Genomic DNA, 15,447 nt, shown 5'->3' on the forward strand with positions numbered 1-15,447 from the left:
AAACATGAAGAGATCAATTCTATATACAGCAGCTGCGCTCATCGGTTTTTCTATTTTAACACAAAGTGGATTTGCCCAAAAGAAATTGTCAGAACAGTTAACCCTAACAGCGATGGAAAAACTGTTTCAGGATACTACACTGTTAAAAGGTGCCAAAGGCCCTAAATGGACCTACGACATGGGCGTGGTACTGGAAGGTGCCGCAACTGTTTGGCGGAATACCGGCGATGGGAAATATTTCAAGTACATCCAAAGCTCAATGGATGCCTATTTGGATAAGGAAGGAAATATCAATACGTATAAACCTGACGATTTTAATATCGACAACATTAAAAATGGCCGTTCGTTATTATTGTTATATAAGGTTACCGGACAACAAAAATACCTGTTAGCAGCAACTAAATTATACGATCAGCTGCAAAAACAGCCACGTACCCAGGAAGGTGGCTTTTGGCACAAGAAAATTTATCCCAATCAAATGTGGTTGGATGGCTTATACATGGGCGAACCGTTTTATGCGGAGTATGCCAAGCTGATGAAAAAAGATGCAGCTTTCGACGACATTGCCAAGCAGTTTATCCTGATGGAGAAAAATGCCCGCGATGCTAAAACAGGATTACTTTATCACGGTTATGATGAGAGCAGAGCAGAACAATGGGCCGATAAAAAAACAGGTCGCTCAGCAAATTTCTGGGGCAGGGCAATGGGTTGGTACATTATGGCTTTGGTAGATGTGCTGGATAATTTTCCGGCCAATCATCCACAAAGGAAAGAATTAATAGCCATTTTAAACCGTACAGCAACTGCTGCAGTAAAATACCAGGATGCGAAATCGGGTGTTTGGTTCGATATTTTAGATATGCCAACCAGAAAAGGAAATTACCTCGAAAGTTCTGCGTCGAGCATGTTTGTATATGGATTAGCCAAAGGTGTACGTAAAGGTTGGTTGGCACCATCATTTATGGCCGCTGCAAATAAAGGTTACGCAGGCTTAAAGAAAGAATTTGTTGAACAAGCAGGAGCAGAAAGAATAAACCTGACCAAAACCGTTTCGGTATCAGGATTGGGTGGGAAACCTAAATACCGCGACGGAAGTTTCGACTATTACATTAGCGAAAAAGTAATCACCAACGATCCGAAAGGTGTAGGGGCGTTTATCTGCGCCGCTTCAGAAATGGAGATTGCTGCACTCCCTAAAACAGGTGAAGGTTTAACCGTTACGGTTGATAATTTTTTCAATAACGAGTATATGACCGGCCCAACCGGCGATAAAATTCCCTTTCATTACGTATGGGAAGAAGATGATAATAACGGTTTTTCATTATTCGGTAAAGTATTTAATGATGCAGGCGTTAAAACCGCTACCCTTAAAACAGCACCAACAACAGCAAACTTAAAAGGAAGTAACATTTACATTATTGTAGATCCTGATACGGAAAAAGAAACAGCAAACCCGAATTTCATGACTGCCGCACATGCCAAACAGGTTAGCGAATGGGTTAAAGCGGGTGGCGTATTGGTATTGTTATTAAATGATGTTGGCAATTGTGAAATTTCGAAATTCAACGTATTACCAGAAACCTTCGGCATTCATTTTAACGAAGATAGCCGCAATAAGGTTCAAGGCTCAAATTTTGAGCAGGGCGCAGTAAAAATTCCTGTCGGAAATTCAATTTTTAAAACAGCTAAAAAGGTTTACATCAAAGAAATTTCGACGATAGTAGCAAAAAGCCCTGCCGTTTCGGCCTTAAAGGATAATGGTGATGTACTTATTGCAACAGCAAAATATGGTAAGGGAACTGTTTTCGCGGTAGGTGATCCGTGGTTTTACAACGAATATATCGATGGCCGAAAATTGCCTGCAGATTTTGAAAACTTTAAGGCAACGAACGATTTGGTAAAATGGTTGATTAAACAGGTTCCGGGTAAAAAGTAGGTTTTAACCGCAGATAAATAAAATATTAGCCACGGAAACGCGGAAGCACGGAAAAAGAATTAAGTGGTGATCTGTGGGGACACAGACCACGGAAGTCGTTCCAGGTAAAATTAACCACAGATGAAAAAAATGAACACAGATAACGAAATAGAACTGTCATCCTGAGCCTGTCGAAGAACTTGCTAAAATTACGGCAAATAGCAATTCAACAAGCTCAACGTGACAGATTGGAATAAAAAAGTTCTCCGTGTTAATCCGTGCTTCCGTGGCAATAAACTAACAAACAACAATGATGAAAATAAAAATATTGTTAACCCTGATCTGTATAAGCTTAATGTTATCGTGTTATGCGCAGCAGCCTACCGATTCTACTGCAGAAAAAATGCTTGTATATCAACTCGGCAATGGTGGTTGGCCTAAGCAGTTGGAAGATAAAAGCGTGGTTAACTATGGGGCAACCTTAACGCCCGAGCTTTTGGCTAAGATAAAAGCAACTAAAGATTTGCATGCCACATTCGATAATAAAGCCACCAGCAGAGAAGTGGTATATCTGGTTCAAGCTTATAAAAAAACACAAAACAAGGCTTATTTAGCGGCAGCTGAAAAAGGATTGGATTATATTTTAGCTGCTCAATATGCCAATGGTGGCTGGCCACAGTATTATCCTGATAAAACTTTATACCGTTCAGAAATTACTTACAATGATGATGCAATGATTAATGTATTGAACATTCTACAGGATATTGCAACTCAAAAAAATGATTTTGAGGTCGTGAATCCAGCCTACATCAAAAAAGCCGAGAAAGCCATTGCAAATGGTATCAATTGTATTATCAAAACGCAGGTAAAACAAAATGGAACTTTAACCATCTGGGCTGCACAATACGATAAAGACTCGATGTTACCTGCAAAAGCAAGGGCATTTGAGCCTGCCTCGTTAAGTACAAGTGAATCGGCAGGTATTGTCCGTTTTTTAATTAGGCTTAAAAACCCATCACCAGAAGTGAAAAATGCAGTTGCTGCAGCGGTGAAATGGTTCGATACCTATAAAATAGCTGGCTACCGCTTTGATCGGAACAAAAATATTTCAGCTTTGGTTGCCGATAACACCAGCATGGCTTGGGCGCGTTTTTACGATATAGAGAAAAACACTCCGATTTTCGGCGATCGCGACAATACCATTAAAACAAAATTGGAAGAGTTAAGTCCTGAGCGGCGAAACGGTTATGCCTGGTATGGCAACTGGGGACAGAAATTAATTGAAAAGGAATACCCGAAGTGGTTAAGCACGAATGGGAAATAAATAATTATAAAAATCGCCATTGCGAGGCACGAAGCAATCTTACTACTATGGGTGGGAATTTCTACCGCTTTAAGATTGCTTCGTTCCTCGCAATGACGGAAATCGCAAGGATATGATTTTAAACAAAGAAAATTTAGCAAACATTAACAGCGACAAGGTTACCAAACCAAGCGCCGAAATTTTGGCTTTACCAGAAAAAGTAATCCAGTTTGGAACTGGTGTTTTATTACGTGGTTTACCAGATTATTTTATTGATAAGGCCAACCAGAAAGGTATTTTTAATGGGCGTATTTTAGTAGTCAAATCTACTTCAAAAGGTGGTGCCGATGCATTTTCGAAACAGGATAATTTATACACACTTTGTGTAAAAGGTATCGAAGATGGTGTTAATGTTGAAGAAAATTCAATCAACTCATCAATCAGCCGTGTTTTATCGGCTTCGCAAGATTGGACCGAAATTTTAAAAGCTGCCCACCAGCCAGAAATGCAGGTCGTAATTTCTAACACTACTGAAGTTGGGATTGTTAAAAGCGAAGATAAAATAACTGATAATCCACCACAATCGTATCCAGGGAAACTATTGGCATTCTTGCACGAAAGATATACTGCTTTTAACGGCTCGGCCGAAAGCGGAATGGTGATTGTACCTACAGAATTAATCAGTGATAATGCTGATAAATTGAAAGAAATTTTATTAGATCTGGCCATCCAGAACAAATTGGGCTGGGATTTCGAAAACTGGTTAAAAACAGCCAATCATTTCTGCAAAACTTTGGTCGATAGGATTGTTCCGGGAAAACTTCCTGAGGCTGAACAAAAAGCGATTGAAAGTGAACTGGGCTATGCAGATGAACTCATGATTATGGCCGAGCCCTTCAGGCTTTGGGCTATCGAATCTTCAAGCGAAAAAGTGAAGGAGATTTTATCTTTTGAAAAGGCTGATAAAGGGGTTTTTATTGTTCCATCGATCGATAAATTTAAAGAGCTAAAACTCCGGTTACTTAACGGTACGCACACCATTAGCTGTGGATTGGCCATTTTAGCGGGCTTTAATACCGTAAAAGAGGCTATGGCGAATGAAGATTTTTCAGCCAATGTATTAAAATTGATGAAAGATGAAATTGCCCCTGTTGTGGTAAACGAAGATATTACCTATGATGAAGCGATTGCCTTTGCAGAAAGCGTAATTGATCGTTTTAGCAATCCATCCTTAGAGCACCAGTGGCAAGCCATAACGCTAAACTTCACCTCAAAAATGCAGATGCGTAACATGCCGTTAATCAGAAGATATTACGCTTTAAACAATGAAGTACCTCAACTTACTGCTTTAGGTGTGGCAGCATATATTCTTTTCATGAATGTGAATAAAGATGGTGATACTTACACGGCCAGCGCAAACGGAAAAACCTTTCCGATACAGGATGAATTTGCAGAGATTCTATATGATTACTGGAAAAACCCTGAAACGGTTGTAGATAATACCCTTGGCGACAGACGTCTTTGGGATAAAAACTTGAATAATTACCCTGGCTTTAACGCGGCCGTAAAATCTTACGTTGATTTATTACAGAACAAGGGTGCAAAAGAAACTTTAAGTAACTTGCATTCAGAAAGAACAATTTAAAATGGTTACTAGAATTTTAAAAATCCATCCTAACGATAACGTACTTGTTGCCCTACAAAACCTGGCAAAAGGCGAAACCGTTATTTACGATGGGCAGGAATATATTTTACAGGATGATATCCAGGCTAAGCATAAGTTTTTTATGCAGGATATGAATGCGGGTGATCACATTATTATGTATGGTGTACTGGTAGGGAAAGCACAGCATTTTATCCTAAAAGGTGGTTTAATGGATACAGAAAACACTAAACATGCTTCTGATCCATATGAATTCCGTCCGTACCATTACGAATGGCATGCCCCTGATGTTTCTAAATTTGAAGGCAGAACCTTTAATGGTTATATCCGTAGTGATGGCCGCGTGGGAACTGCAAATTATTGGTTGTTTATTCCGACTGTTTTCTGCGAAAACCGCAATTTAGATGTGATCCGTGAAGCTTTGCACAATGAATTGGGTTATGCGGTAACCGATAAATACAAATCTTACGCCCATGAGCTGGTTGAGGCTTATAAAAACGGCGAAATCCTGGAAGAAGCTGATCCAAGTTCAATTGGAATTGCAAACCCGTCAGCCAACCGCGTTTTTAAAAATGTTGATGGCATTAAATTCTTAAATCACCAGGGTGGTTGCGGTGGTACCCGTCAGGATGCTGCTGTATTAAGTAAATTATTGGCTGCTTATGCCGATCATCCCAACGTTGCGGGTGTTACTGTATTGAGCCTTGGTTGCCAGAACTTACAGGTTAAAGATTTTATGGACGATTTAAAACACCGTAGTCCAAATTTTGATAAACCTTTATTCATTTTTGAGCAGCAACAATCGCAAAGTGAAGAGCAATTGGTTAAAGAAGCGATTAGAAAAACTTTTATCGGTTTAACTGAGATCAATAAGATCGAACGCCAGCCTGCCCCTTTAAGCAAACTGGTTTTAGGTGTTAAATGTGGCGGTAGCGATGGTTTTAGTGGAATCAGTGCTAATCCGGCAGTAGGTTATACATCTGATTTGTTGGTGGCTTTGGGTGGTACTGTACTCCTAGCCGAGTTCCCTGAACTTTGCGGCGCAGAACAACAGTTAATCGACCGCACAAAAGACGAAACCGCAGCGCGTAAATTCATTCAATTGATGACTGCTTACAATCAATCTGCAGAAAATGTAGGCTCTGGATTTTTCATGAATCCATCGCCTGGAAATATAAAAGATGGTTTGATTACCGATGCGATTAAGAGTACTGGTGCAGCCAAAAAAGGCGGAACATCGCCAGTGGAAGATGTATTAGATTATACTGAGCCTGCTACAAAACCAGGATTAAACTTAGTTTGTACTCCCGGAAATGATGTTGAGGCTACTACAGGAAAAGCAGCGTCTGGAGCAACATTAATCTTGTTTACAACAGGCTTGGGTACGCCAACAGGAAATCCTGTTTGCCCTACCATCAAGGTTTCAACCAATAATGCATTAACCAAACGCATGGGCGATATTATCGATATCAACTGTGGGCCAGTAATCGAAGGCGAAAAAACCATCGAACAAATGGGAGAAGATATCCTGGAGTATTGCATTAAAGCAGCTAGTGGCGAAGTAATTCCTAAAGCGGTATTGCTTAATCAGGATGATTTTATTCCATGGAAACGGGGAGTGAGCCTTTAGTGAGTCTGGAGTGGTAAGTCCGAAGTCGTGAGTCTTGGAGCCTTATTCCGTGGTCTGTGTCCTCACAGACCACCAAGGGAATAAAACATAAATTGAGTTCCGATCTGTGAGGACACAGACCGGGGATAAATAGAAAATGAATAGATAAGCGTTTTGATCATCTCAAATCTCTTATCTCAAATTACATAGCATGAAACCTTTTTTAGACGAAAATTTTCTTTTGCAAAGCAAAACTGCTGAAAAGCTTTATCACAATTTTGCAAAATCATTGCCGATTATCGACTACCATAATCACCTTATTCCAGAGCAGATTGCAAATAACACTCAATTTGCCAACATCAGTCAGGTTTGGCTTGCTGGCGATCATTACAAATGGAGAGCGATGCGTGCCAATGGTGTTGATGAAAAATACATTACAGGTGTAGGATCTGACTATGAAAAATTTGAAAAATGGGCAGAAACTGTTCCCTATACTTTACGTAATCCTTTATACCACTGGACACATCTGGAACTTCAACGCTATTTTGGTATAACTGATTTACTTTCTGGTAAAACGGCACAGAAAATTTTCGACGAATGTTCTGCAAAATTGCAGACACCTGAATATTCTGTACGTGGTTTGCTAGCCAAAATGAATGTAGAAGCCGTTTGTACTACCGATGATCCTTTGGATAGTTTAAACTATCACCAACAATTGGCAAGAGAAGGCGCAAACCTTAAAATGTTGCCTGCCTTCCGCCCGGATAAAGCGATGAACAGTGACGATATTGAAGGTTTGAATGAATATATTGACAAATTGGAAAGTGTTGTAGATAAAACAATCAGTAGCTTTCAGGATTATATTGATGCTTTAAAAAGCCGTCACGATTACTTTGCGGCAAATGGCTGTTCAGTTTCTGACCATGGTTTAGAGCAGATTTATGCTGAAGATTATACAGAAGCAGAAATTGCATCAATTTTCGACAAAATCCGCAGTAAACAACATATTTCTTACGAGGAGAACCTGAAATTTAAATCGGCCATGCTGATTTATTTTGCAGAATGGGATCACGAAAAAGGTTGGGTGCAACAGTATCATCTGGGTGCATTGCGTAACAACAATGCCCGGATGTTAAGGCAGTTAGGACCTGATACCGGTTGGGATTCTATCGGCGATTTTAGTCAGGCCCGAATGCTTTCTAAATTCTTAAACCGTTTGGATAATCAGGATAAACTGGCAAAGACCATTATCTATAACCTTAATCCGGCTGATAATGAATTAATTGCAACGATGATCGGAAACTTTAACGATGGTTCGGTTGCGGGTAAAGTGCAATTTGGTTCGGCATGGTGGTTTTTAGATCAGAAAGATGGCATGATCAAACAATTAAACGCATTATCAAACATGGGGCTGCTAAGCCGTTTGGTGGGTATGCTTACCGATTCGCGAAGTTTCCTTTCTTTTCCTCGTCACGAATATTTCAGAAGGATCGTTTGTAACCTCTTTGGAGAAGATATTGAGAACGGCGAATTACCTAACGACTTGGAGTGGGTTGGCAAAATTGTTCAGGATATTTCGTACTTTAACGCAAAAAATTACTTTAAATTTTAACCAAAATAGGGCTTTAAAGAGGTATTTCGTTGGAATCAAATCATTTCAATCGTTTTCCTTCCATTTTCATACCGTTGCAGAAAACAGCATGAAATACGCCGATTAGATACAAAAATGAGCACCCAAATATTCGCTTCATCAAAAAAAGGAGAAAAAGTTTTAAGCTTTGGTGAAATACTTTTGCGCATCTGTCCCGATATGGACGGCCAGTGGTTAAAAGAAAATAAACTACCATTTTATGTGGGCGGTGCAGAGCTCAATGTAGCAACAGCGCTGGCACTTTGGAATGTTCCTTCAACTTACTTATCGGCTGTGCCTGATAATTCGGTAACCAGAGAGATTGTAGATTATCTGGATGCACGGAACATTGATACCACACCAATGGTTTATCATGGCGAACGTTTGGGGTTATACTATCTTCCGAAAGGGAAAGACCTTAAAAATGCAGGCGTAATTTACGATAGGGCAAATTCGGCCTATGCCGATTTAAAAGTTGGCCAAATTAACTGGGATGAAGTTTTTGAAGGTGTGAGCTGGTTTCATTTCAGCGCCATTTGCCCGGCAATAAATCAATCTATTGCTGATGTTTGCTTAGAAGCTTTAAAAGTGGCAAGTGCGAAAAATATTACCATTTCGCTCGATTTAAACTATCGCGCCAAGCTTTGGAAATACGGTAAAGATCCGATTGATGTGTTGCCCGAACTGGCTCAGTATTGCACGCTGATTATGGGCAATGTGTGGGCCGCCAATAAAATGTTGGGCACTGCACTTCACGAAGATTTAACACCAACTGAGGGTTATGCAAAGGAAACGTTACTGCAACAGGCAACAGATACTTCTAAAGAAATATTAAGTTTGTTTCCGTCTTGCAAGGCGGTTGCAAATACCTTTAGGTTCGATCATGGCAAGGGCATCAGGTATTATACTGCCATTTATACTGCTGATGAATTAACAGTTTCTGAAGAATATGTTTCAGAAGAAATTTTAGATAAGGTAGGTAGTGGCGATTGTTTTATGGCCGGTCTGATTTATGGCTTTTACAACCAACTATCGGCCAAAGAAACCTTAAATTTTGCCACCGCAGCAGCATACGATAAATTATACATTCCAAGCGATGCTACAACCAGTACTGTAGCCGATATAGAAAAAAGAATAATACGCAATGATTAGCAACAAGCACAAAATTTTAGATGCCATTTTAGAGCAGGGCATGTTACCCCTTTTTTACCAGGATAGCGAATCGGGTAGCGTAGAAATATTACGCACTTTGTATAAAGCCGGCGTTCGTGTTTTTGAATATACCAACCGAGGTAAATCGGCCCTGCCGAACTTTAAAAAGTTGAAAGAAATCCGTGATGCTGAAATGCCCGATCTTTATTTGGGAATTGGAACGATTAAAACTCCTGCCGATGCAAATGCATTTATCGAAGCTGGAACAGATTTTATTGTAGCACCGATCGTAAATCCGGCAGTTGCCGAAATTGCAAACAAAATTGGTATGCTATGGATCCCTGGCTGTATGACCCCGACTGAAATCAGTGTCGCTCAAGAGCACAAAGCCATGCTGATCAAAATTTTCCCTGCCAATATTTTAGGCCCCGAATTTATTTCATCAATTAAAGATCTTTTCGCCGGACAGCTGTTTATGCCAACTGGTGGCGTAGAAATTAATGCCGACAACCTAAAAACTTGGTTTAAGTCAGGCGTTTGTGCCGTAGGTATGGGCAGCAAATTAATCAGTAAAGATGTGATGAGCAAAGGTCTTTACGAGGAGTTATTCGACAATACAAAACTAGCGCTTGACTTAATTCAGCAGAGCAAATAAATCTAACACACACTAACCAAATGAACCAAACGAAAATAGGCAAATACAGATGGACCATATGCGCACTTCTGTTTTTCGCTACTACAGTAAATTATTTAGATAGACAAGTTTTAAGTTTGCTATCTAGCAAACTCGAAGCGGAGTTTAACTGGACAAATTCAGATTACGCAAACATAACAGCAGCTTTTCAATTCGTTTATGCTATATCAATGCTTTTTGCTGGACGAATAATAGATAAGTTGGGAACCAAATGGGGATATGCAATTGCAATAATTGTTTGGTCACTGGGCGCCATCCTGCATGCCAAAGCTATTCCTGTAGGAGAGGCCGTTTCATCAATTTTTGCGTTAGTTGGAATCACAAGTATATCGGTATCTGTACTGGGCTTCATTGTTTCTAGAGCTGTTTTAGGTTTTGGAGAATCTGGAAATTTTCCGGCAGCAATTAAAGCAACAGCAGAATATTTTCCTAAAAAGGAACGTTCCTTTGCAACAGGAATCTTTAATTCAGGAGCAAACGTTGGTGCAATTCTAGCTCCTGCTACTGTGCCATACATTGCTGAAGCGTGGGGTTGGGAAACTGCATTTTTAATTATAGGAGCAGCAGGCTTTTTCTGGCTAATATTTTGGTTTATTTTTTATGATAAACCTGAAGAACAAAAGCGTTTATCTAAAGCTGAATTGGAGTATATTCTATTAGACACAGATCAAAAAGTTATTGTTCCATCAGAATCTGAAACTGAAGCAAAAAAGGTTTCATGGTTTAAATTATTAGGATATAAACAAACTTGGGCTTTCACGTTTGGAAAGTTTATGACAGATGGTGTTTGGTGGTTCTTTTTGTTTTGGCTTCCTTCATATTTAAAGGCCCAGTATGGAATGGAAGGAACATCAATATCGTTCCCACTTTTTGTACTTTACAGTATGACAATGATTGGTAGTATTGGTGGCGGGTGGTTTCCTGCGTATTTCCTTAAAAAAGGATACAATGTTTATGAAGGCAGAATGAGAGCAATGTTCGTAATTGCATTATTTCCTTTAGTGGTCTTACTTGCTCAACCTTTGGGGCACTATACTTTTTGGATTCCTGTATTGTTAATTGGAATCGGAGCTTCTGCACACCAAGCTTGGTCTGCAAACATTTTTACAACAGTATCAGATATGTTTCCCAAAAAAGCAATTGGATCAATTATTGGAATTGGTGGTATGGCAGGAGGAATCGGAGGCGTAATAGTTTCTAAAGTTGGCGGTGCCCTGTTCGATCATTACAAGGGATTAGGACATATCCAAACTGGTTACACCATTATGTTTGCATTTTGTGCCATTGCTTATATTATTGCTTGGGTAGTAATGAAGACATTGGTGCCAAAAATGAAAACAATAGAACTGTAAATATTTAGAGCCAATTACTTTGGCTCTTTTTACAACAATAAATCTATACTTAAACTATAGACTTAACATTAATTTAACCCTAACAACAACCCAAATTGAGTACATCGCTAAACCTCGAAAGTATTTTCGTTGAAGAGAGCCAGATTCCAGATGAATTTAGGCTCAAGGAAGAAATCAATCAAAAAGAGTTTCTTTCAAATGGAGAGATGAAACCATGGAATGGACCATTTAATGAAGTGTTTTCTCCGGTATGCGTAAAAACCCCCGAAGGCTTAAAACGAAAGCATATTGGTAGTTTCCCTGTTTGTACAGAAAAAGAGTCGACAGAAGCTTTAGATGCAGCTGTAGCCGCTTATGATAACGGCCGCGGACAATGGCCGACTATGAGCGTTGCTGATCGGATTAGCTGCGTAGAAAACTTCACTCATAAAATGATTGAGCAAAAAGAAATTGTTGCGAAATTGATTATGTGGGAGATCGGTAAATCTTATGCCGATTCGGTTAAAGAATTCGACCGTACGGTTGAGTATATCTATGCCACTATCGATGCACTAAAGGATATCGACAGGCAATCGTCACGTTTTGAAATTGAGCAGGGAATAGTTGCTCAGGTACGCCGTTCTCCGCTGGGTGTGGTACTTTGTATGGGGCCATTTAATTATCCTCTAAACGAAACTTTTACGACGCTTATTCCAGCTTTGATTATGGGCAATACGCTTTTATTCAAACCACCTAAGCATGGTACCTTATTGCACTATCCTTTATTAGAGGCTTTCCGTTCCAGCTTCCCTAAAGGTGTTGTAAATACCATTTATGGCCGTGGCAATACCATTGTGCCAGGACTAATGAAATCAGGAAAAATTAATGTGCTTACCTTAATCGGATCGAGTAAAGTAGCCAACGAACTGAAAAAACTGCATCCTAAAGTAAACCGTTTAAGGGCAATTTTAGGTTTGGATGCTAAAAATGCAGCAATCATTACTAAAGATGCCAATCTTGATTTGGCGGTTTCTGAAACGGTTCTAGGTTCGCTTTCTTTTAACGGACAGCGTTGTACTGCGATTAAAATCGTTTATGTTCACCGCAGTTTAGCACAGGAGTTTCTAAAACGTTTATCTGCAGAAGTAGAGAAACTGAAATTTGGTATGCCATGGGAGAAAGGCGTAAACCTTACTCCGCTGCCTGAGCTGAACAAACCTGAATACTTAAAAGAATGTATTGATGATGCAGTTTCGCACGGCGCTAAAGTGATCAATAAAAATGGTGGACAAACCTTAGAAACTTTTGTTTATCCAGCCATTATGTATCCGGTAAACAGCAATATGAAACTATACCGCGAAGAGCAGTTTGGGCCGATTGTTCCTGTTGTTCCGTTTGATGATCTGGAAGAACCTATCGAATATTTAATTGGCTCTCCACACGGCCAGCAGGTGAGTATTTTTAGTAATAACGCGGCGGTAATTTCTTCATTAATTGATCCTTTGGTTAACCAGGTAAGTCGTGTGAACATTAACTGCCAGTGTCAACGTGGTCCAGATGCTTTCCCTTTTACCGGTCGTAAAGACAGTGCTGAAGGAACACTTTCTGTAGTGGATGCATTGCGTTCGTTCTCGATCCGTTCGTTGGTAGCAACCAAATTTACAGATGATAATAAAAAATTATTGAACGAAATTGTTAAAGGCGATGATTCGAACTTTTTAAGTACGAAATATATTTTTTAATAAGGATAATCGTCATTGCGAAGAGGAACGACGAAGCAATCTTAACACGAAGAATTAATTGTCGATTCTAGAAGATTGCTTCGTCGGCTGAAAAAGCCTTCTCGCAATGACTTTTTTTTTTAAATAGTTTTCTGTTTTTTCGGCGGTCGTCATGCTGAATTTATTTCAGCATCCAATATGCATGTAAAGATCATGAAATAAATTCAAGATGACGTGGTGATAATTATTTATAGTCCTCGTTTGTAACGAGGATTTGCGAGATCCGCATTTGTAATGCGGTACTGTTTATCGGCGATACAATCGCCTTTCTCATGCATCCTCGTTACAAACGAGGACGATAATAGCGCTATTTTACTTCAAACTCTTCACCAAGCTCAACTTTAGCTCTTTAATCCCTTTCACCACTAAACCGGCAATTTGTTTAGCACCTTCTGGACTTAAATGTGTATTATCTTTCTTGCCATTTGGGTAGTTCACATTTCCCGAATCAACATAATTGAATAATTTAATGGATGGCTCTTCACCTAAGCGGTTTAATAAACTTTCGGTTTTAACCAGCATATCAATTAAAGGAACACCTAAAGAATCGGCAACCTGGCGGGTAATGCGAGGGTAATCTCCATGAGAATCGAGCAAAACCCCATTCTTGAAACTTCTGCGGGAGATTGGCGTTAATAAAACCGGGAAAGCTTTTTTACTTCTGGTTTCTTTTACATAATTAACCAGATTGATCTTGAAATCTGCTAAGGATACACCGACAGCTGGTTTATCGACTTTCTCATCGTTATGCCCGAATTCGATAAAAACATAATCGCCTGGGTTTAACTCGGCCAATATTGGGTCCCAGCGTTTCTCTGCCCTGAAAGATTTTGTACTCCTTCCGTTCAAAGCCCGGTTATCAACGGTAACATCAGCCTTAAAATAAGATTGTAATGCCATGCCCCAGCCTGTTTCTGGATACGCTTTTTCTTCTTTATTTGCTGCGGTAGAGTCGCCAATGATATAGAGTTTTGTTTTCTTTGGGATGAATGTAAAAGAAAATAAAACGGCTATTGTTCCTGCCGCCAAAATTTTAAAGAAATTCTTGTTCATGTTTTTATCAGTTATTTTATTTAGCTGGATTCCATTGATCCGTTCCACCTAATATATTTTTTAAAGTATAGTTTTTTGCCTCTTTATCTGTTAATTGTTTTGTCCAGGTCAACCTCGTTTTAGGTGACGCGCCATCGCCCTTACTTTTATATTCTGCATAAAAAACGGTCAATTCCTTATTAGGGAACATCAGATCACCTTTCCATGGATTCCAACCTTCGGGCAAAATATGTTTCCCCAGATCGCAGCTGATGAATACCGTTTTTGCATAAGGCCTCCATGGTCTGCCGAGATAAGCTTTCGTTACAGTTTCATCTGCAATGAGCGTACAATTTATAAAAACAAACCCAAACTTTTGCATCGCTGAAGTTGAAGCTGCGGTAATATAAGAATCACTTAAATTTTTGATTGTACAATTTTGAAAGACTACTGTAGCCTTGCCGAAAATAAAATCGGTTGTACCTTCAATATAACAATCCTGATAGTATTGCCGGCTATTTTCGATCGCGGCATACAGCGTATCCTGATTGCCCAAAAATCTGCAGTTTTTTGCTTTAAAACGATCGCCTTCTACATGTAAGGCTACCGCCTGTCCAACTCTTCCAGATGAATTGATAATGGTTAAATTTTCTAGCTGGGTATCACTTCCCTGAACAAGTACTGTGAATGAGGTATAAGTGCTGAATTTAGCATTGCCAAAAACATCCTTACCTGACGCATTGGATTTTCCTGAATAATCATCAAAGGTGATGATGGTATTTTCAGTATCCTCTCCAATTATAGAGATTTTGATCTTCCAAGAAGGAATAATCAGCTTCTCTTTATAGGTTCCGTTTTTAACATGAATTTTAACTGCTTTCTCGCCTAAATCCCTCACCGAATTTACAGCCTCCTGAATGGTTTTGTAATTTCCACTGCCATCCTGCGCAACAGTTATTTCTGAAGGATATTTGGGATCCTGGGCATGGACGTAAATAAAGGATATATTGAAGAGGAGTAGCGTGATCAGCTTGAAGTAGGATATTCTTGTCATTTGGTCAGTTAAGATCTGAATTTAATTTTAATTAATAACTCCTGGATTGTCATTACCCAAGAGTCGTCATCTCGAGTGGAGTGCAACGTAGCCGAGAGATCTATCGAGGCAGATCTCTCCACTACGCGTTGCTCCGGTCGTATTCTAGGTTTACCACAATTGCAAATTTATTTTAAGAAAAACTCTTTTTTTGGGAGTTTTTCTTAGCTTTTATGACGCTCTCCTATAATTCTCGACATACATTTCTCCTCTCTTAACAAGTGAGAACATCCTTAAAATCAGT

The 15,447-nt window shown here is 39.5% G+C and carries 11 protein-coding genes; 9 read left to right on the forward strand and 2 right to left on the reverse strand.

What is annotated here, in order from left to right:
* The first annotated feature begins 4 nt into the window (after positions 1 to 4).
* The 9 genes from AC1DNH_RS13640 (at position 5) to AC1DNH_RS13680 (ending at position 13,039) form a co-directional block, all read left to right on the forward strand.
* Complete coding sequence (locus AC1DNH_RS13640; protein WP_477582474.1) at positions 5 to 1,936, forward strand: glycoside hydrolase family 88 protein; 1,932 nt, start codon at positions 5 to 7, stop codon at positions 1,934 to 1,936.
* Positions 1,937 to 2,225: 289 nt separating this feature from the next.
* Positions 2,226 to 3,239 (forward strand): pectate lyase, encoded by a 1,014-nt coding sequence (pelA, locus tag AC1DNH_RS13645; RefSeq protein WP_477582472.1) that lies wholly within the window; start codon positions 2,226 to 2,228, stop codon positions 3,237 to 3,239.
* A 112-nt stretch (positions 3,240 to 3,351) separates the two neighbouring features.
* On the forward strand, positions 3,352 to 4,863 hold the full coding sequence (locus AC1DNH_RS13650; RefSeq protein ID WP_477610894.1) for a tagaturonate reductase: 1,512 nt from the start codon (positions 3,352 to 3,354) through the stop codon (positions 4,861 to 4,863).
* 1 nt (position 4,864) lies between these two features.
* Positions 4,865 to 6,511, forward strand: coding sequence for a UxaA family hydrolase (locus AC1DNH_RS13655; protein ID WP_230143275.1), 1,647 nt, complete (start codon positions 4,865 to 4,867; stop codon positions 6,509 to 6,511).
* Between the two features lie 190 nt (positions 6,512 to 6,701).
* A complete protein-coding gene (gene uxaC / locus AC1DNH_RS13660; RefSeq protein WP_477610538.1) occupies positions 6,702 to 8,102 on the forward strand; it encodes a glucuronate isomerase in 1,401 nt (466 codons plus the stop codon).
* Positions 8,103 to 8,216: 114 nt separating this feature from the next.
* On the forward strand, positions 8,217 to 9,272 hold the full coding sequence (locus AC1DNH_RS13665) for a PfkB family carbohydrate kinase (RefSeq protein WP_477581283.1): 1,056 nt from the start codon (positions 8,217 to 8,219) through the stop codon (positions 9,270 to 9,272).
* Positions 9,265 to 9,927 (forward strand): bifunctional 4-hydroxy-2-oxoglutarate aldolase/2-dehydro-3-deoxy-phosphogluconate aldolase, encoded by a 663-nt coding sequence (locus tag AC1DNH_RS13670; RefSeq protein WP_193419254.1) that lies wholly within the window; start codon positions 9,265 to 9,267, stop codon positions 9,925 to 9,927. Before AC1DNH_RS13665 ends, AC1DNH_RS13670 begins: the two co-directional genes overlap by 8 nt.
* A 20-nt stretch (positions 9,928 to 9,947) precedes the next feature.
* A complete protein-coding gene (locus AC1DNH_RS13675) occupies positions 9,948 to 11,318 on the forward strand; it encodes an MFS transporter (protein ID WP_477581281.1) in 1,371 nt (456 codons plus the stop codon).
* 95 nt (positions 11,319 to 11,413) lie between these two features.
* Positions 11,414 to 13,039, forward strand: a complete 1,626-nt coding sequence (locus tag AC1DNH_RS13680) for an NADP-dependent glyceraldehyde-3-phosphate dehydrogenase (protein ID WP_477581279.1) — start codon at positions 11,414 to 11,416, stop codon at positions 13,037 to 13,039.
* Positions 13,040 to 13,390: 351 nt separating this feature from the next.
* Here AC1DNH_RS13680 and AC1DNH_RS13685 read toward each other — a convergent pair whose 3' ends face one another.
* Entirely contained in the window at positions 13,391 to 14,131 is a 741-nt protein-coding gene (locus tag AC1DNH_RS13685; protein ID WP_230143282.1) for a rhamnogalacturonan acetylesterase, read from the reverse strand.
* Between the two features lie 16 nt (positions 14,132 to 14,147).
* Entirely contained in the window at positions 14,148 to 15,164 is a 1,017-nt protein-coding gene (locus tag AC1DNH_RS13690) for a pectinesterase family protein (protein ID WP_477581277.1), read from the reverse strand.
* Between the last annotated feature and the right edge of the window lie 283 nt (positions 15,165 to 15,447).

This window comes from Pedobacter sp. 01N310 (assembly GCF_056399805.1).